Annotated in this window: 23 protein-coding genes; 6 read left to right on the forward strand and 17 right to left on the reverse strand. The window is 70.1% G+C overall.

The window, feature by feature from the left end:
• Positions 1 to 5 precede the first annotated feature (5 nt).
• Positions 6 to 620 carry a hypothetical protein gene (locus B7438_RS04395; RefSeq protein WP_085368325.1) on the reverse strand — a complete coding sequence of 205 codons (615 nt, stop codon included), beginning with the start codon at positions 618 to 620 and terminating at the stop codon, positions 6 to 8.
• 137 nt (positions 621 to 757) lie between these two features.
• Here B7438_RS04395 and B7438_RS04400 point away from each other — a divergent pair, with 137 nt between their 5' ends.
• From B7438_RS04400 to B7438_RS04410, 3 genes are all read left to right on the forward strand, one after another.
• On the forward strand, positions 758 to 1,366 hold the full coding sequence (locus B7438_RS04400; RefSeq protein ID WP_085368326.1) for an RNA polymerase sigma factor: 609 nt from the start codon (positions 758 to 760) through the stop codon (positions 1,364 to 1,366).
• Positions 1,363 to 1,869 (forward strand): hypothetical protein, encoded by a 507-nt coding sequence (locus B7438_RS04405; protein WP_085368327.1) that lies wholly within the window; start codon positions 1,363 to 1,365, stop codon positions 1,867 to 1,869. The genes B7438_RS04400 and B7438_RS04405 overlap by 4 nt, the downstream gene beginning before the upstream one ends.
• A gap of 394 nt (positions 1,870 to 2,263) precedes the next feature.
• Positions 2,264 to 2,956, forward strand: coding sequence for a hypothetical protein (locus B7438_RS04410; RefSeq protein ID WP_143465596.1), 693 nt, complete (start codon positions 2,264 to 2,266; stop codon positions 2,954 to 2,956).
• A 58-nt stretch (positions 2,957 to 3,014) separates the two neighbouring features.
• Here B7438_RS04410 and B7438_RS04415 read toward each other — a convergent pair whose 3' ends face one another.
• The 4 genes from B7438_RS04415 to B7438_RS04430 form a co-directional block, all read right to left on the reverse strand.
• Positions 3,015 to 3,428 carry a hypothetical protein gene (locus B7438_RS04415; RefSeq protein WP_143465599.1) on the reverse strand — a complete coding sequence of 138 codons (414 nt, stop codon included), beginning with the start codon at positions 3,426 to 3,428 and terminating at the stop codon, positions 3,015 to 3,017.
• Between the two features lie 133 nt (positions 3,429 to 3,561).
• Positions 3,562 to 3,846, reverse strand: coding sequence for a hypothetical protein (locus B7438_RS04420; protein WP_085368330.1), 285 nt, complete (start codon positions 3,844 to 3,846; stop codon positions 3,562 to 3,564).
• A 122-nt stretch (positions 3,847 to 3,968) separates the two neighbouring features.
• On the reverse strand, positions 3,969 to 4,589 hold the full coding sequence (locus tag B7438_RS04425; RefSeq protein ID WP_085368331.1) for a response regulator transcription factor: 621 nt from the start codon (positions 4,587 to 4,589) through the stop codon (positions 3,969 to 3,971).
• Positions 4,586 to 5,773, reverse strand: a complete 1,188-nt coding sequence (locus B7438_RS04430) for a sensor histidine kinase (protein ID WP_085368332.1) — start codon at positions 5,771 to 5,773, stop codon at positions 4,586 to 4,588. The genes B7438_RS04425 and B7438_RS04430 overlap by 4 nt, the downstream gene beginning before the upstream one ends.
• Positions 5,774 to 5,922: 149 nt before the next feature.
• Here B7438_RS04430 and B7438_RS04435 point away from each other — a divergent pair, with 149 nt between their 5' ends.
• Together B7438_RS04435 and B7438_RS04440 are read left to right on the forward strand one after the other, a co-directional pair.
• Positions 5,923 to 7,023 carry an ABC transporter permease gene (locus B7438_RS04435; RefSeq protein ID WP_085368333.1) on the forward strand — a complete coding sequence of 367 codons (1,101 nt, stop codon included), beginning with the start codon at positions 5,923 to 5,925 and terminating at the stop codon, positions 7,021 to 7,023.
• Positions 7,020 to 7,730: an ABC transporter ATP-binding protein gene (locus B7438_RS04440; protein ID WP_085368334.1), complete on the forward strand. Its 711-nt coding sequence runs from the start codon at positions 7,020 to 7,022 to the stop codon at positions 7,728 to 7,730. Before B7438_RS04435 ends, B7438_RS04440 begins: the two co-directional genes overlap by 4 nt.
• A gap of 63 nt (positions 7,731 to 7,793) precedes the next feature.
• On the opposite strand, the gene B7438_RS04445 is transcribed toward B7438_RS04440, so the two are convergent.
• The gene (locus tag B7438_RS04445) at positions 7,794 to 8,363 is read right to left on the reverse strand and encodes an NADPH-dependent F420 reductase (protein WP_085368335.1); all 570 of its coding nucleotides are present in this window, start codon (positions 8,361 to 8,363) and stop codon (positions 7,794 to 7,796) included.
• Positions 8,364 to 8,455: 92 nt separating this feature from the next.
• Between B7438_RS04445 and B7438_RS04450 the strand changes: the two genes are divergently transcribed.
• Positions 8,456 to 8,965: a MarR family winged helix-turn-helix transcriptional regulator gene (locus tag B7438_RS04450; RefSeq protein WP_085368336.1), complete on the forward strand. Its 510-nt coding sequence runs from the start codon at positions 8,456 to 8,458 to the stop codon at positions 8,963 to 8,965.
• A 48-nt stretch (positions 8,966 to 9,013) separates the two neighbouring features.
• Here B7438_RS04450 and B7438_RS04455 read toward each other — a convergent pair whose 3' ends face one another.
• The 11 genes from B7438_RS04455 to B7438_RS04505 all read right to left on the reverse strand — a co-directional run bounded on the left by B7438_RS04455 (position 9,014) and on the right by B7438_RS04505 (position 23,204).
• A complete protein-coding gene (locus B7438_RS04455) occupies positions 9,014 to 9,802 on the reverse strand; it encodes a hypothetical protein (protein ID WP_085368337.1) in 789 nt (262 codons plus the stop codon).
• A gap of 4 nt (positions 9,803 to 9,806) precedes the next feature.
• Positions 9,807 to 12,107 carry a TIM-barrel domain-containing protein gene (locus B7438_RS04460; RefSeq protein ID WP_085368338.1) on the reverse strand — a complete coding sequence of 767 codons (2,301 nt, stop codon included), beginning with the start codon at positions 12,105 to 12,107 and terminating at the stop codon, positions 9,807 to 9,809.
• Positions 12,104 to 13,273, reverse strand: coding sequence for a glycoside hydrolase family 15 protein (locus B7438_RS04465; protein WP_085368339.1), 1,170 nt, complete (start codon positions 13,271 to 13,273; stop codon positions 12,104 to 12,106). The genes B7438_RS04460 and B7438_RS04465 overlap by 4 nt, the downstream gene beginning before the upstream one ends.
• A 109-nt stretch (positions 13,274 to 13,382) precedes the next feature.
• Entirely contained in the window at positions 13,383 to 14,627 is a 1,245-nt protein-coding gene (locus tag B7438_RS04470) for a sugar ABC transporter substrate-binding protein (protein ID WP_085368340.1), read from the reverse strand.
• 69 nt (positions 14,628 to 14,696) lie between these two features.
• Positions 14,697 to 15,512 carry a carbohydrate ABC transporter permease gene (locus B7438_RS04475; protein ID WP_085368341.1) on the reverse strand — a complete coding sequence of 272 codons (816 nt, stop codon included), beginning with the start codon at positions 15,510 to 15,512 and terminating at the stop codon, positions 14,697 to 14,699.
• A complete protein-coding gene (locus tag B7438_RS04480; RefSeq protein ID WP_085368342.1) occupies positions 15,505 to 16,515 on the reverse strand; it encodes a carbohydrate ABC transporter permease in 1,011 nt (336 codons plus the stop codon). Before B7438_RS04480 ends, B7438_RS04475 begins: the two co-directional genes overlap by 8 nt.
• Positions 16,512 to 17,726, reverse strand: a complete 1,215-nt coding sequence (locus tag B7438_RS04485) for an ROK family transcriptional regulator (RefSeq protein ID WP_085368343.1) — start codon at positions 17,724 to 17,726, stop codon at positions 16,512 to 16,514. The genes B7438_RS04480 and B7438_RS04485 overlap by 4 nt, the downstream gene beginning before the upstream one ends.
• Before the next feature lie 165 nt (positions 17,727 to 17,891).
• Positions 17,892 to 18,941 (reverse strand): P1 family peptidase, encoded by a 1,050-nt coding sequence (locus B7438_RS04490; RefSeq protein ID WP_085368344.1) that lies wholly within the window; start codon positions 18,939 to 18,941, stop codon positions 17,892 to 17,894.
• Entirely contained in the window at positions 18,938 to 20,482 is a 1,545-nt protein-coding gene (locus B7438_RS04495; RefSeq protein ID WP_085368345.1) for a serine hydrolase, read from the reverse strand. Before B7438_RS04495 ends, B7438_RS04490 begins: the two co-directional genes overlap by 4 nt.
• Positions 20,479 to 22,317: a membrane dipeptidase gene (locus B7438_RS20955; RefSeq protein WP_085368346.1), complete on the reverse strand. Its 1,839-nt coding sequence runs from the start codon at positions 22,315 to 22,317 to the stop codon at positions 20,479 to 20,481. The genes B7438_RS04495 and B7438_RS20955 overlap by 4 nt, the downstream gene beginning before the upstream one ends.
• Positions 22,314 to 23,204 (reverse strand): aminodeoxychorismate lyase, encoded by an 891-nt coding sequence (locus B7438_RS04505; protein WP_085368347.1) that lies wholly within the window; start codon positions 23,202 to 23,204, stop codon positions 22,314 to 22,316. Before B7438_RS04505 ends, B7438_RS20955 begins: the two co-directional genes overlap by 4 nt.
• Positions 23,205 to 23,211 lie beyond the last annotated feature (7 nt).

Here is a 23,211-nt window from a genome sequence, read left to right on the forward strand (position 1 = left end):
CCCGGCTACCTCACGGTGACGGAGTTGGCCTTGTCGTTCATCGAGCCGAGGTTCGTCGCGTTGGCGCTGTATCCGTACGAGGCGCCGGTGTAGTTCGTGCCCTGCCACAGCTTCGTGGTGCAGTTCGAGAAGCTCTTGAACGAGCTGACCCTGCCGGACCAGCCGACGTTGCCGAGCGGCCCGAAGTACCAGACGGTGCTGCCGTTGCAGGCGCTCGAGTTGGTGATCTGGAAGAACGATCCGCCGTATCCCGCGTCGTCGAACAGCTGCGCTTGGACGAAGGTGGCCTTCGCGCCGGCCAGGGCTGCCGGGCTGGGCGCGCCGACCGGGGCGGCGAGCGCATCCACGGCGGCCCCGCGCGCTCCGCTCGGGGCGACGACCAGGAGGTGCTGCTGCTCCAGGACCGCCTCGTTCAGGTCGTCTCCGTCGTCCACGCACACCAGGGATCCGGTGCCGAGGTCGTATGAGCAGGACTGCGCCGGAGCCGAGGGAGCCCCGGGCGCCTCCGCGGTGGCCGCGTTCGCCGCGCCGCCGACGGACAGGAACCCGGCCGACAGGGCGGCGACGCTGAGCGCCGAAGCGAGAAAACGGCGCGATCGAGCCGTGGTTGTGATTGCCATTGCGACTTCTCCCCCGAAGTGAAAACACGCCCGACCGATACCGGGCAGCCTCATTCTGTCTCTGGCTCGCCGGTGGCACAAGAAATCAGTTCCGAGTCCGGTTGAGAGGATTCGGCGTGGAGGCACATTTCTTAGGTATGAGCGATTTGGCCGAGGTGAGGCCGGCGGGGGACGCGACGGGACGGTCCGAGTCCACGGACCGGGCCCTCCTGCGCGCGCTCTCCGGCGGTAGCACGACCGCGCTCAGCGCTCTCTACGACCGGCACAGCCGTGTGGTCTACGCGTACACCGCCGCGCGACTGGATGCCCGCGAAGACGTCGAAGAGGTGAGCCAGGACGTCTTCGTGACGCTCTGGCGCAAGCGCGCCACCATCGAACTCGCCGGGGAGTCTGCACTGCCCTGGCTCCTCGTGACGAGCCGCAATCTGATCGCCAACCGTCGACGCTCCCTCCACGTCCACCAGAAGAGACGCACAGACGACCCTGTCGACGGGTCGGTGCCGGACCCGCGCCCTGGGCCGGATGTGCTCGCCGAGCAGCAGCAACTGCTCGCATACGTCGAGAGCGTCGTCGCCGCGCTCCCCGAGCCGGACCGCACGGTGTTCGAGCTGTGCATCCGCGGCAGCCACAGCTACGACGAGGCCGCCGCGCAGGTCGGCATCACCCCCGGCGCGGTCCGCAACAGGCTGTCCCGACTGCGCGGACGCCTCAGAAGCGAACTCGAAACCCTCAGGGGGATGCCATGACCAACCCCACCTTCCTGCCAACCGACGATCGCTTCGACGAGCTCAAGCAGTCGATGTTCGCCGAGATCACCCGCGCCGAACGGCGTCGCACCCGCAAGCACCGGATCGTCGCCCTCGGCATCGCAGGAACGATCGCCCTCGGCACCACGGCAGGAGCGATCGCCATCGCGGAGGCATCCCAAGGCCAGATCAACTACACCGCAGACTGCTACGCCGCGGCCGACCTGGGCGCGCGCCACGGAACCTCCCTCTACGCGCCGGGCGACCAGGATGCGAAAACGCCGACACCGCTCAGCGAGCGCATCTCGCTTGCCGAGGAGATGTGCGCAGCGACCTGGCGGATCGGCACCTTCTCCCCCGGCGGCTCCACGAGCACGAAAGAGTTCCCCGTCCCCGACCTGGAAACCTGCCAGCTGCCCGACGGGCGACTGGCGGTCTTCCCCTCCGACCTGGCCGCGAGCGAGCTCTGCCCGCAACTCGGCCTCGCAAGCCCGCACGAATGAACACGGGGAACCAGTTCGTGCGGAAAGGGACGGTGCCCGCCGCATCACATGCCTGGGGGTGGGCAGCGGCGGGCACCATCCGACCAGACGTGAACACGGAACGGACCGGATGCCCACAGCGCGGCGCCGGAGACAGATAGAGGAGATCACATGTCCACTCACTACATCGACCCGGCCGCCATCGAGCTGCCACCGACCGAACCGATCGACATGACGGCGCTGCTGGAGCGGGTGTTGGCGGAGACTCCTTAAAGTTTCATATTTAGCGTATTGAGCGGCAAATGTGTAGTCCGTAATTTTGCGGACTGGCACCCGTAGGCGCGGCCCGTAATGCTGGAGTGACGGGGCGCGTCGAGGACTGCAGGCGGGGGCCCCACTTTCGAAGCAGGGACACATGGCACAACGACGTCTGACAACAATCCTCACCGCCATTCTCGGCGCGGGAGCACTCGCCATTGGGCCGGTCGCTCCCGCAAATGCGGAGCAGCCAGGTTCACAAGTGGGGGCCGCGGAGCGTGATCTGGGTGCCCCAGACGTTCGCCTGTACGTGCGCGGGAGCAGCGAGACCGTCGAACTCACGCCCGAGTTCGTCAGCGCCAACGCGCTCCCCGACCATGACCAATCCCGCGCGAACGCACGACTTATTTCCTGGGACCAGTGGTTCGGCTGCTTCACTCTCAACAACGAGGCCGATATCTTCGGCGAGTACGCCTTCCCCTGGGATGGGGATCTGCGCCCGGTTCGCCTCAAATGCGGCAACGCGACGTACGGGTACAAGCACATCCGGAACAAAGAGTCGAATTGGCAAGACAAACTCGACACTGCGCGCGCCTACGGATGGAATTCGGGGCACTACGGAATCCAGAGTTGGGACGATCTGATGTCGGCTACCACCGCCGCAATAGTGCGGTTCCCGGACTACATGGCCCACAACAGCGTCGGTAACAAGTGGTGCAGCAACACTGAGCTCTTCCTCCAGGATGTGAAGACCGGCAAGCCCGTCTATTCGTTCCGCGCGGAGGCCGCTTGGGCATCGGACAGCGACAGGCTCATCAGCACGTTCCCATCGAGCCGACAGGTCTGTTGACCCGAGTCGACCCAAGGGAGCCGACCACGCATGTCAACCAGGCCGTGGCCGGCTCCCGTCATTCGTGCCCACGTCGATGCTCCCTTGACACTTCTGCAAAGTCCCACACTTCGGCCTGGAGTCTGTCAGCGATGTCGTCGCCGCGAGTATTCCACTCGCGTCCGGTGGATGCGTCCAGCCAGCCAGAATCGAAGCGGAAGCCGGACTCCCAGGTCTCGTACCATTCGCGCATGTCATCGACGAGGCGCTCGCTGAGCCCGTAGACATCTGGCGTCGGTGTCGGGTCTTCGGTGTCGGACTCCCATAGCGGCCACGGGTTGCCGTGATCGGGAAAGAACCGGATTATCCTGAGCTCACCATTGTGCTGCAGCGCTGCGCGACGGAGCGCGCGCTCTCGAGACATTCCGGCGGCCACCCACACCTCGATCTGCGTGGTGGGGTGGACGATCCATTCGCCGTCAGCCGCGTTCATAGTCCCCACGTTACCGACGGCGGAGGACTGGCCGTACGACATAGATCCTGCACGTCAGGCATCCACGCGCGGATGGGTAGACGCGACGCGGAGCGGCTTGCAGTGGTCCCCGGCCGCGCCGAACCGCGAAACGTCACTCCACGCTCAGGCTTATCCCGTCTGGCAGCTCTGATCGGAGGAGCTGGATGACCTCGGTTCGGTCGCGGTCGAAACGCTGGAAGTTCTCCTCCGAGTCCCAGCCTTCAAAGGGATCCAAGTGCTCGCTCCAGAGGTCGTAGAGCCGGCGGAGACGCCTGGTGAGCTCCTCGGAGAGACCGAAGTCGCTCGGCTCCGTCGTGTACTTGTCTGTGCCGGACTCCCAGAGCGGCCAGTGGTGGCCCCAGTCGAAGAAGAACCTGATCGTGCGCGTGCCTGTCATGGTGAACCGATGGCTTGTTAGCAGCTTCCCTTGGTCTTCGGTATGGCGGTGATGATCAGCTTATTGTTCTCGGACCACCGGACGGCGGGCTCGAAACGCATCGCCAGTCTTCCACCAACCCTCTACCGCAGCACCCCGAGCGAGCGCGCCGTCGACACCGCGGCCGTGCGCGACGCGACGCCGAGTTTCGAGAACACGTGCACCAGGTGCGATTTCACCGTGGCGTCGGTGACGAAGAGGCGGCGGGCGATCTCGGCGTTGGATGCACCGTCGGCGACGAGTTGCAGCACCTCGATCTCGCGGGCGGAGAGGCTCACGCTGGGTGAGCGGAGTCGTTCCATCAGGCGGCCGGCGATGGCGGGGGCGAGCGCGCTCTCGCCGGCCGCCGCGCTGCGGATGGCCGCGATCAGGTCGCCGGGGGGCGCGTCTTTCAGCAGGTAGCCGCTCGCGCCGGCCTCTACGGCGCCCAGGATGTCGCCGTCGGTGTCGTAGTTCGTGAGCACCAGCACGTACGGCGGCGCTTCCAGTGCCCGGATGCGCCTGGTCGCGTCCGCTCCGCTCTGGCCGTCGGCGAACTGCAGGTCCATGAGCACCAGCTCGGGGGCCGCCGACTCTGCGAGGGCGACGGCCTCGTCGGGGGTGGCGGCCTCGCCGATCACCTGCAGGTCGTCTTCGCCTTCCAGCAGCGCCCGGATCCCGGCGCGCACAACGGGATGGTCGTCGGCGATCACGATGCGGATCATCGCGCATCCACCGGGAATGTCACGGTCAGCGTGGTGCCGCGGCCGGGCGCACTGTCGACGCTGAGGTCGCCACCCAGCTGCTCGACCCGTTCGGCGATGGCGCGCAGGCCGAACGAGTCGGAACCGGCCGCGCGGGCGCCCACCAGTTCCGGGGCGAAACTGAAGCCGTCGCCGTCGTCCGAGACCGTGAGGGTCACCTCGGTGTCCGTCGCGTCGAGCACGACTCTGGCGACCGTGGCGTGCGCGTGCTGGCGCACGTTCGCGAGCGCGCCCTGGGCGATGCGCAGCAGGGCGATCTGCACGGTCATCGGGAGGTGTCCCGTCTGCGACGTCTCGACCTCGATGCGGAGGTCGCCGTCGGTGCCCGGCTGCTGTTCGCCGAGGCGGGCGAGTGCTTGCGCGAGCCCGTCGTCGAGCAGCGGCGACGCCAGCTCCCGGATGAACCTGCGCGTGTCCGCGAGCCCTTCCGCCGCCGTCTCCCGCGCGAGCCGGACGTGCTCGGCGCCGGGCCGGTCGCCGTCCGCGCGCTCGGCGGCGTGCAGCAGCAACTGGATGCTCGACAAGCCCTGCGCGACCGTGTCGTGGATCTCGCGGGCGAGGCGGGAACGCTCGGCGAGCATCCCCTGCTCCCGTTCGCTCTCGGCCAGGCGGTCCCTGGTCGCGACGAGTTCGGCGAGCAGCGCCTCGCGTTCCGCAGCCTCGCGTGCGAGGGCGCGGTAGCCCAGGCCGATCAGCAGGGCGACGGCAGCACCGACCACCGGGCCGATCACGCCTCCGACGGTGAAGCCGCCGTGCATCCCGAGCGCGACGATGGCGACGCCGGTGGCGGCGACCACGGCTGCCGGCCCGAGCAGGCCGGGGAGCACATGCAGGTAGAGGAAGAACATCGGGAAGACGAGGTACGCCGCCTCCGGCACCAGCACGATCAGGCCGATCCAGATGACAGACAGCCCCACGATCCAGAGAGCGGCAGCCGCCTTCCTGCGTCGCTCAGGCACGAATCGCATGAACGCGACGAGTGCGTAGACGACGGCGAACGCCGCCGTGAGCGCCAGCGACGGACCGAGCGACGGGCCGCCCACCAGGAACACCCGCACCAGCACCAGCACGAGCAGGCCGACGACGAGCAGGTGGAGGCCCGTGCGCAGCCCGACGAAGACAGGGGTGAGGGTGTTGTGCGGCATGACGCTTCCAGCGTAAGGACTCGGCGCCGCGGGGGCATCCATCGAAAGTTCGAGCACAGCATCCACAGGCTCGACGATGACCGGGATGCACGCGGAAACGAGGCTGGAAGACGTGCCGGGACGACGCTCCCGGCCGGAAAGGAGACCCCGTGTTCGTCGCATGGCGCGACCTGCGGTTCGCCAGAGGCCGCTTCATCCTGATCGGCGCCGTCGTCGCGCTCATCACCGTCCTCGTCGGGTTCCTCGCCGGGCTGACCGGCGGGCTCGCGTTCCAGAACGTGTCCGCGGTGCTCGACCTGCCGGGAAACAGGCTGGTGCTGCAGCAGACGGACGGGAAGACGGCGGGCTTCTCCGAGTCCGAGCTGTCCGAGCGGGCAGTGGAGGCATGGCGGAGCGCGCCGGGGGTGCGCGAGGCGCTGCCGGTGAGCATCGTGCAGGGCCGGGCTACGGCGGGCGGGGCCGGCGGGACCGGCGGGACAACCACCGGCGTGGCCCTGTTCGGGATGCCCGCCGGCGATTCACCGGGCGGTTCCTCACTGCGCAGCCTGGTCCCCGCGAGCGACGACGAGGTCGGCCTGTCGACCGGAGCCGCCGCCGACCTGTCCGCCCGCGTGGGCGATCGGGTGAGCATCGCAGGCACCGCATACCGGGTCGCGTCGATCGGCGGCGACCTCTGGTACAGCCACACCCCGGTGGTCGCTCTGACGAGCAGCGCGGCGGCCGAGGCGGAGAAGCGGATGGGCGGGAGCGGCGCATCCACGGTCCTGGCGGTGACCGGCGACCCCGACTGGGATGCGGTGGCCCGCTCGACGGGGACCGTCGCGCTCGCGCCGCTCGCGAGTCTGACCGCGCTGGAGACGTTCAAGTCCGAGATCGGCTCGCTGGCGCTCATGGTGGTGATGCTGTTCGGCATCTCGGCCCTGGTGGTCGGCGCGTTCTTCACCGTGTGGACGATGCAGCGCTCCGGCGACATCGCCGTGCTCAAGGCCCTCGGCGCGACGACCGGCTCCCTAGTGCGCGACGCGCTCGGGCAGGCGCTGGTCGTGCTCGTGGCAGGGATCGGCATCGGACTCGCCGCCGTCGTCGGGCTCGGCGCCATCGCCGGCGGGGCGCTGCCGTTCCTGATCAGCCCGCTCACCACCCTCGTGCCCGCCGGGGCGATGGCCGTTCTCGGTCTCGCCGGCGCGGCCGTCGCCCTCCGGACCGTCACCTCGGCGGATCCCCTCACCGCACTCGGGAGCAACAGATGATCACCCTCGACAACGTCACCCTCACCTTCCCCGACGGCGCATCCCGCGTGACGGCAGTGGATGCGGTCACCCTGCACGGCCGCGCCGGCCGCGTCACCGGGATCACCGGCCCGTCGGGCTCCGGCAAGTCGAGCATCCTGGCCATCGCCGGCACGCTCATCCGGCCGGACTCCGGTCGCGTGCTGATCGACGGGGTGGATGCGGCCGGGCTGTCGCGCACGGAGGCGACGGCGCTGCGGCGGTCGAGCATCGGCATCGTGTTCCAGCAGTCGAACCTGCTGCCGTCGCTCACCGCCCGCGAACAGCTGCAGGTGATGGGCGAGCTCGGCGACCGGCCGTCGCGCGGGCTGCGGCGTGCGGTGCGGGCGCGGGTGGACGACCTGCTCGACGCAGTGGGGCTGTCCGGCCAGGCCGACCGGCGACCCGCGCAGCTGTCCGGCGGGCAGCGACAGCGGGTCGCGATCGCGCGGGCGCTCGTGCGGGAGCCGCGGGTGCTGCTCGTGGACGAGCCGACCAGCGCGCTCGACCAGGAGCGCGGCGCGGCGATCATGGACCTCATCGGGCGCCTCAGCCGCGAACGAGACACGGCGACCCTGCTGGTGACGCACGACCTGGGGCACAGCGGCGCACTGGACGAGCTGGTCACCGTGGTCGACGGCCGCGTGGTCGACGCGGCGGTCGGGGCCACGGCGGCGAGACACCAGTAACTGTCGCGAAACGCCCGGGATGCGACGCAGTTACTGGTGTCTCGCGGCGCGGCGCGGCGGCGGTTACGCCTGCAGGGCGAAGCCGCCCGTCCAGGCGATCTGCTCGCCGACGGCGAGCGTCAGCTGCAGGAAGCCGAGGGCTTCGAGCTCGCGAGCGCGCTTGAGCGAGCCGGCGTCGACGGCCTTCACGCCTCCGGCGGTGATGGCGGCGGCGAGCTCGGCCTTGGCCGCGTCGTCGTCTCCCGCGATGAGGACGGTGGTCTGCACGTCGCCGACCTTCTTGCTCGCGAGGGTGGCCGCGAACGTCGTGTTGAACGCCTTGACGACCTTCGAGCCGGGCAGCTTGGCGGCGATGACCGCGGCGGCCGAGCCGTCGGCGGGGACCACGAGGCCATCGAAGGTGGCGAAGTCGAGGGGGTTGGTGATGTCGACGACCGTCTTGCCTGCGAGGGCGTCGCCGTACTGGGCGATCACGTTGTCGACCTCCGGATACGGCACGGCGAGGACGACGATGTCGCCGTTCACTGCACTGCCGGTGCGGCCGAGGTACTCGACCGTGCTTCCGTCGTCGGCGACAACGCCGCCGATCGCCTTGGCCATGTTGCCGTTTCCGATGATGCTCACCGAGGTCATGATGCTCCTTCCGGCCGAAGCCGATTTAGTTGATGCTTCAACTATTACTCGGATTTAGTTGAAGTGTCAACTAATTTGCTAGAGTGGTGGTCATGACAGACGCCGAGGCACTCGAGGGACGCGAGAAAGACGCGTGGCTCGGCCTTCTCGCGCTCGTCCAGCTCCTCCCCGGCGTGCTCGACACGCAGCTCAGCCGAGACTCCGCCGCGACGCACTACGAGTTCTTCGTGCTCTCCCGCCTGGCCGAGGCACCCAACCACCGGATGCGGTTGAGCGCGCTCGCGACGGCGACCAACGCATCCATGTCGCGGTTGAGCCACGTCGCCAGCCGCCTCGAAGCGCGCGGGCTGATCCGCCGCCAGCCGTGCGAGGAGGACGGTCGCGCGACGAACGCGGTCCTCACGCCCGCCGGCGAGGACTTCGTGCGGGATGCATCCCCCGGCCACCTCGACACCGTCCGCTCGACGCTGCTCGGCGCACTGACGGCGGACCAGGTCGAGCAGCTGGCCGCGATCTCGACCACCCTGGTGACCGCGATCGACCCCTCCCGCCGCCCGAGCGACTCCTGCGCGAGCATCGTCGAGGCCGCGAAACACCAGTAACTGTCGCGAAACGCCCGGGATGCGCCACAGTTACCGGCATCTCGCGGCTCAGGGGCGATCGGGCCAGCCGAGGCGCCTGCGGACCGCGGCGGAGCCGGCGGCCGGGTAGTCGGGCCAGCCCGGGGCGAGCAGGTCGTCGGCGAGGTCGAGCATGGTGCGCGCCGCCGTCTCCGGGTCGGCGGCGAGCGCCGCGGCGATGCGGTGCGCCTCGCGCGGGTACGACTGCTCGATGCGGCGGCGTGCATCCAGGTTGTCGCGCGTGGCGGCGCTCGCGGGCACGCGCTCGGTGATCAGGTCGATGAGCGTCCCCACCGCCTCCTCCCGGATGACGTGGGCCCCGCTGAGCAGTTCGCCGCGGCGGGTGCGGCCGACGCCGACCAGCAGCTGCACCAGGAAGACCGCAGCGGCGGCGGCACCGGAGGTGTGGATGCGCGGCACGGTCGCGGTGGTGACCTCACGCATCCACTGTCTCACCTGGCCGCCATCCCAGAAAACCTCGGACGCGTTCGCGGAGAACGTGCGCAGCTCGCTCTCGTCGACCACGGCGAACTCGAGCACGTGGCCGTCGTCGTAGAGCGCCTTGAAGCCGTCGTGGTGTTCCCGCCCGACCGCGACCAGGCGCCCATGATCCGGCAGCCAGGTGAGGTCGGTGCGAAAGCGCTCCTGCGCGCCGGGCTCGGTCACGATCGCGAAGTCGTGATCCGACCACTCGTCGACCCGCCGGCGGTCGGCCGTTGAACCCATGCCGACGAAGCCGATCACGTCGGGCTCCGCCTCCGCCCACGCGCGCAGGCGGTCGATGAAGTCCTCGAACGCCGAGACGACGCCAGAATTCATGAGGTCAGTCCTCGGCGGCGTCATCGTCGTCGGCGAACACCGGCAGCATCCGCCCTGCGGCCTCGGCGCGCACGAACACCGGGATCGCGTCGAGCGGGGTGTCCACCGTGACGGTCGCACCTCCCGCGAATTGCTCGCCCGTCCAGGCGTCCACCCACGAACCGGCAGGGAGGTAGACCGGCCAGCTGGTCGCGCCCTCGGACAGCACGGGGGCGACGAGGAGGTCGTCTCCGAGCATCCACTGCGGCTCCGTCGACCAGACGGCCGGGTCGGCCGGGTGGTCGAAGTAGAGCGGGCGCATCAGCGGGCGGGCGGTCGCGACCGTGATCGCCGCCTGCTCCGCCAGGTATGGCACGAGACGTTCGCGCAGCTTCGCGTACCGGCGGAACACCGGGATGACCCGGTCGTCGCCCGAACGCTCCTGGATGTTCCACGGCGTGCGGTCGCGCGACGGCGTGCGGTGGTGGTTGAACTCGGAGTGGTACTGCATGATCGGCACGAACGTCGCCGCGGCGACCGAGCGGAGGAACAGCTCGGAGGAGGGCACGTCGCCGGAGAAGCCGGCCAGGTCCCAGCCCCAGTAGACGATGCCGCTCGCGGCGGCGGAGAGTCCGGCGAGCATCGACCAGCGGAACGCCTCCCACGTCGAGTTCTCGTCGCCCGCCCAGAACGCGCCGTGCGCCTGCGAGCCGGTGAAGCCCGCGCGGCTGAACGTCACGGGCGCCTTGCCCGCCGAGCGGAGCAGGTCGCCGTACGCCGCGGCGTACGCGACGGGGAAGGTGTTGTTCTTCTCGTCGCCGCGCCTGCCGTCGAGGTAGACGAGGTCGCTGCCCCAGGCATGCTCTCCACCGTCCGTCTTGAAGCCGTCGATGCCGACCTCCTCGACGAGGTAGCGGCGCTTCTCCGTCCACCAGCGCGCTGCGCGCTCGTCGGTGAGGTCGGGCATCAGGCCGAGCGGGAACCACCAGCCGCGGTTGCGGTACGGACGCAGGCTGCCTCCCGGCGCCTCCTCCCGGATGAGCACGTTCTCCCTGATCGCCGCTGCGGCGTCCGCGGCGACCTGGTCGCGGGGGTGCGGGCGCATCTTGATGAGCGGGATCTGCCACAGGTGCAGCCGGATGTCCCTGGCGTGTAGTTCGTCCGTCATGCCCTTCGGGTCCGGCCACGCGCCGTCCTCGGGGAACTCGAAGTCGGCGAGGCGGTGCGGCGCGCCGTCCTCGGTGACGGCGGCGCGCGCATCCCGGAACGCGGTGAACGTGCTCTCGTCGCTCCACGCCTCGATCACCACGGAGCCGACGGGGATGTCGTGCTCGCGGTGCAGGTCGACCTGGCGCATGACCTCGGCCTGCGTGTTCCACTCGTTGCCGCTCGCCCACAGGCGGAACACCCAATCGGGCAGCTCGACCGGGGAGCCTGCCTCGGCGAGGAAGCCGCGCAGCACGTCCGTCGGGGATCCGTTGAAGAAGGCGACCGTGAGCAGGTCGCTGGAGGGACCGGATGCGTCGACCGGGGCGTCGAGCTCGGCCTCCACCCGCAGCTCGGAGGGGGTGGATGCGCCGACGTCGAACCAGACGCGACGGGACGTGCGGACATGGAAACCCCATCCATCGCCGCCCACGACGTGCGCGAACGGCATGGGCAGGTAGGTCTTCCGCTCCGCGCCCTGGTTCTTGTACTGCTCGAACACCACGGAGTCGAGTTCGGCGCCGCGGTGGTCGAGCGCGTCGTAGCGCTCGCCGAAACCGGTGACGTGCTCGCCGTCGGCCAGCGGGAGCGCGAACCGGATGCGCGTCGCCCGCTCGCCGTCGTGCAGCACGGAGACCGAGCCGGGGACGATGCGGGATGCGCCGGATGCACCGGCCACCGCCCCCGCATCCACCGGCTGCCACTGCGCCGCGCGGAACGAGAACCAGCGCGTGCGCTCGGTGCGGCCGTCGGTGTGCGTTGCCGTGAAGCGATAGCGGTATGCGCCGCCGAAGCGGAGCTGCGGGGTCTCGACCTGCCAGCCACCGACCGCTCGGGCGAGCCTGGCCTGCGCGGAGGCGAGGTGGCCGCCGTCCTCGGTGCGTCCGCGGGAGGAGCTGGCGACGCGGGCGAGCGGGAGCACGAGCGACTCGGGCGTGCCAGCATCCGCATCCGCGCCAGCATCCGGCCGCCAGGCGAACTCGACGGCGACCGCATCCACCGTCCCGCTGGCGCGCACGCCGAGCACGGCGGTCGAGCCGGCCTCGGGGATGACCGGCGAGCGCTGCTCGGTGTCGATCGAGTACGGGTGGCCGGAGCCGGACGGGCGGTGGCGGATCATCGGGTGGGTCCTTCCGGGAGCGACGTGAGCGAGGTGAGCGAGGTGAGAGTCGGGTCGAGTTCGACGGCGAGACGGATGAGCATGGCGTGGCTCCACAGCAGCGGGGTGGCGACGGCGCCCCAGCGGTCGAGCCACTCCTGGCGCATGCCGGGGGCGATCAGGTGGCCGTCGACCTGCTCGGGGAGGTCGAGGTCGGCGGTGGCCGTGGATGCCGCCCAGGCGAGCAGTTCCACCGCGCGCTCCCGCTCGCCCGCCGCGGCGTGCGCCAGGCCGAGGAAGCAGCTGAGAATGGGCCAGCGGCCCCCGCCGTAGAAGGTGTCCCCGAGGTAGCGGTGCACGCCGCCGTCGACCGTGAGCTGCCGCTCCAGGGCGTCGATGGTTCCCGCGGCGAGCGCCGAGCGCGCATCCAGCATCCCGAGCGGGGCGATGGCTGCTGCAAGGCTGCCGTCGATGGTGGCGACGCCGAGCCATTTGGTCAGGTGGCCGTCGCGCACGCCTCGCTCAGCGACGACCTCGCGGATGGCCCGGGATGCGGCCGTCGCCTCCTCGGCGCGCGTGCCGCTCACCAGGCCGGCGCGCACCGCGGCGTCCAACCCGGCCGAGACGCAGGCCAGCGTGGAGACGTGCACGGACTCGCTGTGCTCCTCCCACCAGTCGTAGCACGGGCGGTCCCAGGAGCTGGTGAGGTAGTCGACCGTCAGCTCGGCCGCTTCGCGCCAGCCGGAGAGGTCGACGCCGTGCCGCTCGGCGTGGGCGACGAGCGCCCACAGCCAGGTGCCGTAACCGTCGAGCTGGAAGTCCCACCACTCGTCGGTGCCGTCCTGGCCGTCGTACGTGAACCGCGCGGGAAGCATGTGCTCCCCGGCCGGCGGTCGTCCTGCCCTGGTCTCGTTGACGATCCAGTGGATGTGGTCCGCCCGCGCCGTGAGCACCCGCGCGCACCAGTCGAAGAAGGCCGTCGCCGATGCCTCGTCGCCGTAGGAGGAGACGCCATCCGCGATGAACGATCCGTCGCGGAACCAGCAGTATCCGGCGTATGCGGAGAACGTGGGACTCGCCGGGTATGCGCCTTCCGGCGTCTGCAGCGCCGCGATCAGGCGGTGGCCGGAGGCGGCGAGGTCCGCGATCCCTGCGAGCGCGGTCTGCGGGGTGAAGGTGGTGGGCACGACGGCCTTTCTGGTGTGTCCGTGACTCGGTGTTCGTGGTCGGTGGCTCCGCGATGGGCGGCCCGGCCGGGATGGGGGTGCCCGGCCGGGCCGCTCTGGCGGTGCGCTGCTACTTGAGCAGCGCGTCGACCTGCTTCGCCGTCGCCGGGATGGTGTCGGCGGTCTTGGACCTGCCCGCCGCGATCTCGCCGAGCGCGTTGGTCACGTCGTCCTGGATCTTCTGCGAGTTGGAGCCCAGGTTCGGCGCGGTGGCGATGTGCTCCAGCGAGTCGAACACGGCCTTGCGGTTCTCCGGGGTGCCGGCGGTGAGGTACGGCTTCAGCAGCGACTCGTCCGAGATGGCCGGGAGTTCCCAGCCCGCCTTGAGTCGCACATCCACCATCGTCTTCGAGCTGGACAGGTACGTCGCGAACTTCTGCGCTGCGTCCTTGTGCTTGGAGTCGTTGGAGACGGCGACCGCGTTGGAGAACGTGGCGCTGGCCTTCTGGGTGTCACCCGGCTCGACCGCGACGTCCCAGCCGAACGGCAGCTTCCCGAGGGTGCTGAACATCCAGATGCCGGTGTGCCACATCGCGAGCTTGCCGTCCTTGAACAGGTTGGAGTCGAAGTCCGGGGTGCCTGCTCCGTCGGCGGCGGACGGCATGGTCACGCCGCTCTTGCCGGCCAGCCAGTCCGCGGCCTTCGTGCCGGCGTCGGAGTCGAACGCCGACTTCTTGCCGTCCTTGGTGAGGAAGGAGCCGCCGGCCTGCTGCACGGTCTTGTAGTACTCGTTGTACGTGATCGGCTGGTAGTCGCCCCAGACGCCGGCCGCCTTGTCGGTCAGCTTCTTGGCCGCAGCCTCCTCGTCCGCCCAGGTCCACGAGTCCGTCGGGTACGAGACGCCCGCCTTATCGAAGAGGTCCTTGTTGTAGAAGAGCACCACGTTGGAGAACGAGGTGGGCAGGCCGTACTGCTTGCCGTCCGTCTTGTAGGTGTCGAGCACGGAGGTCCGGTACGCCTTCGCATCCACACCGTCGAGCGGGGCGAGCACGCCGTCCGCCTGCAGGTTTCCGTAGCTGCCGAGGTCCACGTCGAACACGTCGGACTGCGTGCCGGCCGAGAGGTCGGTCTGCAGCTTGGTGAAGTAGTTGGCGTAGTCGGTGGTCGACACCTTGACGGTGATGTCCGGGTTGGCCTTCTCGAACGCGCTCACGATGGTGGCGAGGTTCTTCTCGTTGCCGCCGTTCGAGATGAAGTTCGAGTATGTGATGGTCGTCTTCCCTCCGTCTGAGCCGGATGCGCTGCATCCACTCATCCCGACGGTGGCGAGGGCGGCGACCGCGAGTGCTGCGGTCGCGGCGAGTTTCTTGTTCATGTGTTTGCTATCTCCTTTGATACGGATGGTGCGGATGCTGCTGCTGTGGTGATGGAGGTGATGGCGCGGCTATTTCAGGCCGGTGCCGGCGACGCCCTGGACGATGTACTTCTGGGCGAAGAGGTAGAGCGCGAACATCGGGATGATGCTGACGACCGAGCCGGCCATGAGCACGTCCCACTGGGTGGAGTACTGCCCCTGCAGGCTCGACAGCGCCACGGGCAGCGTCTGCATCAGCGGGTCGCGCAGGATGATGAGCGGCCAGAGGAAGCTGTTCCAGGTGTTCAGGAAGCCGAACACCGCGAGCGTGGCGAGCGCCGGGCGCACCAGGGGGAGCACGATCTGGAAGAACACCCGGAAGTGGCCGGCCCCATCCAGTGTCGCCGCCTGGTCGAGCTCGTACGGGACCGTGCTGATCGCCTGCCGCAGCAGGAACACCCCGAAGGCCGACGCGACGGTGGGCAGGATGGCGCCCGCATACGTGTTGATCAGGCCGAGCGACTTCATCTCCACGAACAGCGGCACGATGAGCACCTGGAACGGGATCATCATGGTCGCCAGGTAGAGCACGAAGATCGCACCGCGGCCACGGAACGGCATCCGGGCGAACACGTACGCCGCCATCGAGCTGGTGACCAGCTGGAACACCGTGCTCACCACCGCGATCACCAGGCTGTTGACGATGACCTGCCCGAACGGCACCCGCTGGAACAGCTCAGCGTACGGCGCGAACGACGGGTTGTCCGGGATGAGCTTGGGCGTGCTGGTGAGGCTCGCACCCGGGCTGATCGACGTGACGATCGTCCAGACGAACGGGAACACCATGATCAGCGCGCCCAGGATGACGGCCGTGTACAGCGACACTTTCGCGACAGGACTACGCATAGTTCACCCACTTCTTCTGGCCGAGGAACTGGATGAGCGTGACGATCAGGATCACGATGAACAGCAGCCAGGAGAGCGCGGACGCCATGCCGGCCTGCCCGTAGCGGAACGTGAGGTCGTAGACCTCCTGCACCACGACGCGGCTCGAGTTGTTCGGGCCACCGCCCGTCATCACGAACACCTGGTCGAAGACCTGGAAGCCGTTGATGAGGGAGAGCACGATGACGAAGAAGGTGGAGGGGGAGAGCATCGGAAGGGTGATGCTGAACAGCCGCCGCCACCATCCGGCGCCGTCGATCTCCGCTGCTTCGTAGAGGTCGGGGTTGATGGTCTGCAGCCCGGCCAGCAGGATGACCATGACGAAGCCGAGGTCCTTCCACGCCGAGGCCAGGATGATCGACGGCATCGACCAGGCGGGGTCCGCCCACCAGCCGGGCCCGTCGATCCCGATCAGCGACAGCGCCCAGTTGACGATGCCGACGCTGGGGTTGAGCAGCCAGCGCCAGACCAGCGCGACGACCACCCAGCTGGTGACCACCGGCAGGAAGTAGACGCCGCGGAGGAACGCGCGCCCCTTGATCCTGCTGTTGAGCGCGAGGGCCAGGCCCAGACCGCCGACGTAGACCAGCGGCAGGTAGCCGACGATGTAGTAGAGCGTGTGCAGGAAGGCCTGCTGCGTGCCAGGGTCGCTGACCAGGGTGGCGTAGTTGTCGAAACCGACCCACTTCATCGGGCCGATCAGGTTCCACTCGTGGAAGCTCGTCCACGCGGCGGCGATCATCGGGCCGATGGTGAAGGCCAGCAGCGGGATGAGGCTCGGCAGCAGGAAGATCGCGACGATGAGGAAGTAGGAGAGGCGCTTCCTGCCTGGCCGGCGACCGGGGCGGCTGCTGCTACCGCGCCCGCCGGACGGGGTGCGCGCGGCCCGCCGGCCGTCTGCTCCGCTCGCAGCACCGGATGCGCTCGGCGGCGCCCCGACCGGGCTGATCCCCGAGACGGTCATGGCCGCACCCCCGCGCTCGACACCAGACGCTCGCGCATCAGGCGTCCCTGCTCTCCCGCCACCCCGTGGGTATCGAACGGGGTCGCGAGCACGAGCGCCGCTGCGCCCTGCGCCCAGCGGTCGTCCTGCCAGGTCTCGACGGCCACCTCGACCCCGCGCTTGCCGGGGACGAGGGATGCGCGCAGTGCGGGCTCGAACGACGGCGACCAGTGGTCCCACGCCTCTACGCCCTCGCCGAGGATCACGACGAGCTCGGGGTCGAGCATGTTCACCACACCGGCGAGCGTGCGCCCGAGCAGCCGGCCGGCGTCGTCGAACACGCGCACGGCCGCGGCGTTCCCGGCGTCTGCTGCTTCGCGCACATCCCGGATGTCCGCGCCGTCGTTCACGACGCCGTCCCGCACGGCGGTGGCGACCAGCGCACTCTCCCCCACGAACGCTTCGAGGCAGCCGTGGTTGCCGCACTGGCAGAGCGGGCCGCCCTCCGCGACGGGGATGTGGCCGATGTCGCCTGCTCCGCCCGCCCTGCCGCGCAAGATCGAGCCGCCGGACACGATGCCGGCCCCGACGCCGGTGCCGATCGTGACCACCAGGAAGTCGGCGCAGTCGCGCCCCTGCCCGAACAGCCGCTCGGCGACGCTGAGCGCGTTGACGTTGTTCTCGACGACGACGGGCAGGTCGAGCGCCCGGCGAAGGGAGGCGCCGAGCGGCACCTGGTTCCAGCGCAGCTGGGTGGAGTCCACGACGCCGATCCCCTGCTCATCCACAGTGCCGGGGATGCCGACGCCGATGCCGAGCAGCCGGTTGTCCCCTCCCGCCTCGATGAAGGTGCGGGCGAGTTCGATCAGTGCGGAGGTCGCGAGCGGCGACATCGCGTCGAACGGCTCGGTGGCCGAGCGGAGCACCGAACCGTCGATGCCCACCTCCACGAACGCGACGTGATCGGCGACCACCTTGACCCCGATGGCGCAGGCGGTGCGGGCGACGACGCCGAGCATCCTGGCCGGGCGTCCCCCGCCCTGCGAGGTGGAGGTGTCGAGCTCCTCGATGAGTCCCTCCGCGAGCAGGTCGCGGGTGAGCTGGGTGACGAGAGCGGGCGAGACGCCGAGCATCCGCGCCAGATCGGCGCGAGAGGCCGGCCCCTGGCCGCCGAGGTGGGCCAGGATCGCCGTGCGGTTCACGTCGGTGCGTGAGGGAGATGTGAGCGCCATTGCATCCTTTTCTTCAGAACTAAATAAACCATAAAAGATAGTTGTGAAGACGTCAAGAACGGGATGCGCGGAGCGCCGAAGAGGGAGGGGAGCCGCAGAGGCAGAAAGAAGAGCGGCGGGCTGCCGGCCGTTGTCGCCAGTCGCAGCCCGCCGATTATCAAGACTCTATACGTTCGAATCCATGACGCGGACGACGCCGGCCGCGGCGAGCCGCTCGCGCACCGCCGGCAGCGGGATGGCGTGGGCGATGTGGCCGTCGGCGTGGGACTGCGTGGTCGCGGTGAGGAGGGAGTTCACGAGGGCCTCCTCGACCGCATCCATCGTCGCCTGGAACAGCGGAGAGAGCAGGGCGTCGTCGGGTGGCGTGGCCTGGCCGACGGAGAACGCGATGGCGTAGTCGCCGCTGCCCTGGGCGAAATCGGCCCCCACACCGCGCATCGCGAAGACGGCGCGCCGGGCGCAGCGGGCGAGCTGCCGTGCGTCGAGCGGCGCGTCGGTCGCGACGACGATCATGCACGAGTTGCCGACGGTCTCCGCGGTCGGGCCGGGGACGAGTTCGGCGGACGGCATCGGGACACCCGCGATCGACAGTGTTCCGCTGAAGTTCGATTGCACGAGCGCGCCGACGGTGTGCCGGGTGTCTCCCACAGTCACCGTCCTGGACGAGGTGCCGATGCCGCCCTTGAAACCGAGGGCGACGGTGCCCGACCCGGCGCCGACGCTGCCCTCGGCAACGGGACCGGAGGTGGCCGACGCGAGCGCCTCCTCGACGTGCTGCGTTCCGAGGGGACGGGAGCGGATGTCGGAGAGGAAGCCGTCGTTCGTCTCGCCGACGACGGGGTTGAGGGTCGTGGTCGTCTCGTAGCCGGGCTTCGACAGCATGTGCCCGAGGAGGGCGTCGGCGACGCGGTACGCGGAGAGCGTGCTGGTGAGCAGGATGGGCGTCTCGATGGCGCCGAGCTCCTGGAGCTGTGTCGCGCCGACGAGTTTGCCGTAGCCGTTCCCGACGGCCAGACCGGCGGGGATCCACCGCCGGTCAGCGCCGATGACCTCGGGGACGATCGCGGTCACGCCGGTGTTCAGCCGGTCGGTGTGGACGGTGGAGTGGCCGACGAGGACGCCGGGCACATCGGTGATCGCGTTGTGCCGCCCGCGGGGATGGGGGCCGAGGGTGACGCCGAGATCGGCGAGTCGGGGGCGGGGCTGCGTCGTCATCGCGCACCCTCCCGTTCGACCCGGTGGTGGTCGGTCACGCGCGGCGCCTCATCGCGCGGCTTGCGTCCGCCCTCCCCGGCCACCTGGATCGTGAACTCCTGCACGACGGGCTCACGCAGGCCGACGAGGTGTACGTCGCACACGAGGGCGCCGCGCTCGCACGGGACGACCCAGCGAAGCGCCGAACGATCGGCGGCGGCGACGATGCGGTCGGCGAACGGCGCCGCGTCCGCCCGGATGGGCCCGACCTCGGCGAGCGCGGCAGCGAGCCGTTCTGCGCGCACGCTCTCCGGCACATCCCGCAACACGTTGGAGGCGAGGATGCCTGCCGCGTCGGAGAGGGGACGGTCGGCGGCGACGAGCTCGTCGATCCGGCGGGCCGCATCCAGTGTCTCCGGCCAGGGGCGCACGACGGCGGCAGGCGCATCCACGCGGGTGAGCACGTCGGCGAGGAGGTCGGTGGCGATGCGGCCGGCACCGAAGGCGTCCGAGTTGCCGAAGACGACCACGCCGACGCCGGTGGCCGGCTGCCAGCGCATGTGCGACGAGAACCCGGGGAGTCCCCCGGCGTGCTGCACGATGCGGCCGAAGCGCCTGTCGTGCTCGACCACCAAGCCGTAGCCGTACCCGAGGCCGTCGAGCTCGCGACCACCCGACGGCGCTCCGATGGGGATCAGGGTGCGCGCCGTCTGCAGCTCCCGCCGCGAGGACGCACTCAGCACGGTGGCGCCGTCCGCGTCGGCGGCATCGGCGTCGAATGCCGAGCCGAGGAAGTCTGCCCACACCGCGACGTCCCGCACGGTGCTGAACAGGCTGCCGATGCAGGCCAGCGCGCCGGAGCCGACGTATGGTTCCGGCGCGAACGTCGCTCCGTCGTCGAAGGTGCGGAACCCGGCGGCCAGGTCGACCCCGACGGGATAGAGGTCGGCCGCCGCGCGGGTGTCGGTGAGTCCGAGCGGGTCGAGCATCCGGTCGCGCACCACCGCCTCGACTTCGCGCCCGGTGACGGCCTCGATCGCCCGGCCGATGAGCGAGATCCCGATGTTGGAGTACTGGTACTCGGTGCCCGGCTGGGTGGACGGCGTCAGCCCGGCGGCGACGACGGCCGCCAGTTCCGCTCGGGATGCGCCGAGCCGGCGGTCCCCCCACGCGTTGTCCTCGGCGAGGCCGGCCCGGTTCGAGAGGAGAGCGTCGAGCGTGACCGGCGCATCCCCTGCGTGCGCAGCGGCGAGTTCGGGGATGTACTCGGTCGCCGGCGCGTGCAGGTCGAGCAGGCCGTCGTCGCGCAGCGCGAGGGCGGTGGCCCCGAGGAAGCTCTTCGACATCGACGCGATCCGGAAGACGGTGCTCTCCGCCGTCGCGGCCCCGTCGCGGCGCGGCTGGCCGTGCGTGCTCACGGCGACGACGCGGCCCCTGTGCACGACAGCGGCAATGGATGCGGGTGCCCGCCGCAGCGTGGGCGTGTCGAGTCGCGCGGCGAGCGCGTCCCGGGCGTGAGAGACGAGGTCGGCGAGCGCTGAGCCCTCGGCATCGCCGGTCATCGGGCCGTCCGCTCCCGCGCGAAGCTGTGCACGTGGTCGGCGAAGCCGCTGACGAGTGCGTGACTGGCCTGCGTGTTCTCCTCGTCCACGCCACGCGCCTCCTCGATCAGCTCCGCCACGGGGCGGTCGCCCGGCGCCGGGGTGGTCGGCTCCTTCCAGCGCAGCAGGTCGTGCGCGCCGACCTCCGGGTGGAACTGCAGCCCGTAGACGCGCTCGCCCAGCCGGAACGCCTGAATGTCCACGGCGTCGCTCGACCCGAGCAGCACAGCGGCGGGCGGCAGCTCCGTGATCATGTCCTGGTGATTCTCGATCATCGGCGCCGACGAGCCGAGTCCGCCGATGACGCGATCCGCGCGACCGGCGTCCGAGGTCGAGATGACCGTCGCCCCTCGCTCCTTCGGCCCGAATGCCGCGCGCACCTCCCCGCCGGCGACGTGGGCGAGGATCTGACCGCCGAGACAGATGCCCAGTGTCGGCAGGTCGGCGTCGATGGCCTCGAGCGCGAGAGCGCGCTCCTGCGCAAGCCACGGAGCGCGCGCATCGTCGTCGGGCATCAGTCCGCCGCCGAGCATCACGAGCCCGGCGTACCCGTCGAGGCTCTCCGGCAGACCGTCGGTTCCGAGCACCGGCTCGACGACGATGCCCTGCTCCTCGAGCCACTGGCCGAGGCGGCGAGGAGCCGACTCCTTCGCGTTGACGACCACGAGCACCCGCGGGGCAACATCCGGCTCGCCCGGTTGCTGCGAAGCCCGCGCTGCCGCATCCACTGCCGGGGTCAGCGCAGCGGCCCGCGGGGGCGGCGCCGAACCGTCCAGGAAGGCGAGGTGGTCCGGATCGGACGCTTCGAGCACGCGCAGCACGTTCTCGTGCGCGAGCGCCGTGAGCTCCTGCTCCGACCAGCCGCGCGTGCGCAACTCGTCGAGGAGGTCCTGGTAGTGCGAGACGTCCCCGAGTCCGGCCGGCATGGAATCGGTGCCGTCGTAGTCCGCGCCGAGGCCGACCGCGTGGCCGCCCGCGATGTCGCGCACATGCTCGATGTGGTCGGCAACCTCCGCGATGCCCACCGGCGGCGCCTCCCCCCGCTCGCCGCCGCGCACCCACTCGGCGCGTGCCGGGGACAGGAACGACGGGACGAACGCCACCATCACCACACCGCCGCCCGCGCCGATCGCAGCCAGCACGTCGTCCGGAACGTTGCGCGGATGGTCGCACAGCGCGAGCGCACAGGAATGGCTCACCATGACCGGGCGCGTGGAGACCGCCAGGGCGTCGCGCATGGTGGATGGCGCGACGTGCGCGAGGTCGACCACCACACCGATGCGGTTCATCTCGCGCACCACCTCGCGGCCGAAATCGGTCAGGCCGCCGTGGCGCGCCTCGTCGGTGGCGGAGTCCGCCCAATCCGTCGTGCGCGACCACGTCAGCGTGACGTACCGTGCCCCGAGGCGGGCGAACTGCCGGAGAACCGCCAGCGAACCGTTGAACTGGTCGCCGCCCTCCACGCCGATCAGCGACGCGATGCGGCCGTCTGCCATCGCCGCGCGCACGTCGTCCGCCGTGCGCGCGAACCGCAGCTGCTCCGGATAGGCCTGCACCAGCCGGTGGACGAAGTCGATCTGCTCCAGCGTCGCGGTCACCTGCTCCGCCCCCTGCAGCACAGGGTCGACCCAGACCGACCAGAACTGGCCGCCGACCCCGCCGGCCGCGAGGCGTGGGAGGTCGGTGTGGAGGTCGGGGCAAGACGCATCCAGCCCGGCGACCGTGTATCCGTGGTGCTCGCGACGAGCCCAGGCGAGGTCGTTGTGGCCGTCGACGACGGGGATCTTCGCTGTCATGCCATCCGCTCGTTCAGTGCGTCGTTCATCCGGTCGGTGGCGTGCGCGTCGACGGGCACCGGAGTGCCGTCGAGGGAGCGCACGGGGGCGGCGCCGCGCGTGCTGGAGCACAGCCAGACGGCGTCGGCCGCGCGGAGCTCTGCGACGTCGATGACGCGGGTCTCGACCGGATCGCCCCCGGACGACAGCGCAGTGAAGACGTCGGCCTGCGTGGTGCCCGGCAGCACCCCCAGCTCGGCGGGCGGCGTCACGTAGACACCTCCGATCCTGGCGATGACCGTGGAGTTCGGGCCTTCGAGAACGTAGCCGTCGCTGCTGACGAAGATCACATCCTGGGCTCCGCGGCGTCTGGCCTCGCGCAGGGCAGCCATGTTGACCGCATACGAGAGGGTCTTCGCGCCCTGCAGCAGCCACGGGGACGTCTGCGCGACGTCGTGTCGGTAGCCGCGGTCGAGCAGCACAACATCCACCTCCGGAGTCGTTCCTCCCGGGCGGCTGTCCGGGGCGAAACCGATGGCCCAGCCGGTCGGCACCGGCACGACGGCCTCCCCCGCCTCGTCGCCTCGCGACATCACGAACTTCACGGCTCCGCGCGCGGTGTGCTCGCGGAGCTCGTCGGCTGCCGCCAGTACGGCGAGTCTCCACAGGTCGCGGCGCGGCGCAGGAAGGTCGAGCATGGCGGCCGACCGCTCGAAGCGGTCGAGGTGCGCGTCGAGCGCCTGCGGGACACCGTCGACCACGACCACCGTCTCGAAGACGCCGTCGCCGCGCGTCGCCGAGAGGTCTGTGGCCGTCAGGAGGGCGGAGCGCGGGTCGATGCTGGTCAGGCAGTCCGCCGCCTGGGCGTCGGAACCGAGGTCCAGGCGGTGCAGAGTGAGCGTCATCATGGTGTCC

It is taken from the genome of Leifsonia sp. NCR5, assembly GCF_002105485.1.
Classification (GTDB): Bacteria; Actinomycetota; Actinomycetes; order Actinomycetales; family Microbacteriaceae; genus Leifsonia.

Excerpts from the sequence above, each read along its gene's own strand:
- B7438_RS04395 (WP_085368325.1), bottom strand. The coding sequence starts at position 620 with ATGGCAATCACAACCACGGCTCGATCGCGCCGTTTTCTCGCTTCGGCG.
- B7438_RS04400 (WP_085368326.1), top strand. The coding sequence starts at position 758 with ATGAGCGATTTGGCCGAGGTGAGGCCGGCGGGGGACGCGACGGGACGG.
- B7438_RS04405 (WP_085368327.1), top strand. The coding sequence starts at position 1,363 with ATGACCAACCCCACCTTCCTGCCAACCGACGATCGCTTCGACGAGCTC.
- B7438_RS04410 (WP_143465596.1), top strand. The coding sequence starts at position 2,264 with ATGGCACAACGACGTCTGACAACAATCCTCACCGCCATTCTCGGCGCG.
- B7438_RS04415 (WP_143465599.1), bottom strand. The coding sequence starts at position 3,428 with ATGAACGCGGCTGACGGCGAATGGATCGTCCACCCCACCACGCAGATC.
- B7438_RS04420 (WP_085368330.1), bottom strand. The coding sequence starts at position 3,846 with ATGACAGGCACGCGCACGATCAGGTTCTTCTTCGACTGGGGCCACCAC.
- B7438_RS04425 (WP_085368331.1), bottom strand. The coding sequence starts at position 4,589 with ATGATCCGCATCGTGATCGCCGACGACCATCCCGTTGTGCGCGCCGGG.
- B7438_RS04430 (WP_085368332.1), bottom strand. The coding sequence starts at position 5,773 with ATGCCGCACAACACCCTCACCCCTGTCTTCGTCGGGCTGCGCACGGGC.
- B7438_RS04440 (WP_085368334.1), top strand. The coding sequence starts at position 7,020 with ATGATCACCCTCGACAACGTCACCCTCACCTTCCCCGACGGCGCATCC.
- B7438_RS04445 (WP_085368335.1), bottom strand. The coding sequence starts at position 8,363 with ATGACCTCGGTGAGCATCATCGGAAACGGCAACATGGCCAAGGCGATC.
- B7438_RS04450 (WP_085368336.1), top strand. The coding sequence starts at position 8,456 with ATGACAGACGCCGAGGCACTCGAGGGACGCGAGAAAGACGCGTGGCTC.
- B7438_RS04455 (WP_085368337.1), bottom strand. The coding sequence starts at position 9,802 with ATGAATTCTGGCGTCGTCTCGGCGTTCGAGGACTTCATCGACCGCCTG.
- B7438_RS04460 (WP_085368338.1), bottom strand. The coding sequence starts at position 12,107 with ATGATCCGCCACCGCCCGTCCGGCTCCGGCCACCCGTACTCGATCGAC.
- B7438_RS04470 (WP_085368340.1), bottom strand. The coding sequence starts at position 14,627 with ATGAACAAGAAACTCGCCGCGACCGCAGCACTCGCGGTCGCCGCCCTC.
- B7438_RS04475 (WP_085368341.1), bottom strand. The coding sequence starts at position 15,512 with ATGCGTAGTCCTGTCGCGAAAGTGTCGCTGTACACGGCCGTCATCCTG.
- B7438_RS04480 (WP_085368342.1), bottom strand. The coding sequence starts at position 16,515 with ATGACCGTCTCGGGGATCAGCCCGGTCGGGGCGCCGCCGAGCGCATCC.
- B7438_RS04485 (WP_085368343.1), bottom strand. The coding sequence starts at position 17,726 with ATGGCGCTCACATCTCCCTCACGCACCGACGTGAACCGCACGGCGATC.
- B7438_RS04490 (WP_085368344.1), bottom strand. The coding sequence starts at position 18,941 with ATGACGACGCAGCCCCGCCCCCGACTCGCCGATCTCGGCGTCACCCTC.
- B7438_RS04495 (WP_085368345.1), bottom strand. The coding sequence starts at position 20,482 with ATGACCGGCGATGCCGAGGGCTCAGCGCTCGCCGACCTCGTCTCTCAC.
- B7438_RS20955 (WP_085368346.1), bottom strand. The coding sequence starts at position 22,317 with ATGACAGCGAAGATCCCCGTCGTCGACGGCCACAACGACCTCGCCTGG.
- B7438_RS04505 (WP_085368347.1), bottom strand. The coding sequence starts at position 23,204 with ATGATGACGCTCACTCTGCACCGCCTGGACCTCGGTTCCGACGCCCAG.